Source organism: Caballeronia sp. INDeC2, assembly GCF_023631325.1.
In the GTDB taxonomy this organism is placed as follows: Bacteria; Pseudomonadota; Gammaproteobacteria; order Burkholderiales; family Burkholderiaceae; genus Caballeronia.
Window position 1 is genome coordinate 1 of the sequence record NZ_JALQDG010000075.1, and the last position, 268, is coordinate 268.

Below are 268 nucleotides of genomic sequence, written 5' to 3' on the forward strand. Positions count from 1 at the left end.
GTCACCGACCGGGCGCAGTCCGGCGGGGAAATTCGGTTGCCTCGTATGGTCCACGTTCTAATCGAACTGCGATGGGGGCCGTTCGAGAACAAGCAAACGGTTGGCTTGCGGGATGTCATTCTTCCAAGCGAAAACCATTCGGATCGCGATTACGCACTGCATATCCCGAAGTCTCCCGCATTTGGCACGCAGCAGTTTGTTCTGATGCTGGCCGACTCTGGCGCTATTTCTACCATCCAGTACGTGAAAAATTCGGGCACCACTGCCG

General features: G+C 56.0%; 1 protein-coding gene. It reads left to right on the top strand.

Features of this window, described 5'->3' with window-relative positions:
* Positions 1-268: hypothetical protein (locus tag NCS28_RS33125; RefSeq protein ID WP_250517980.1), on the top strand; the 268-nt coding region annotated here is incomplete at both ends.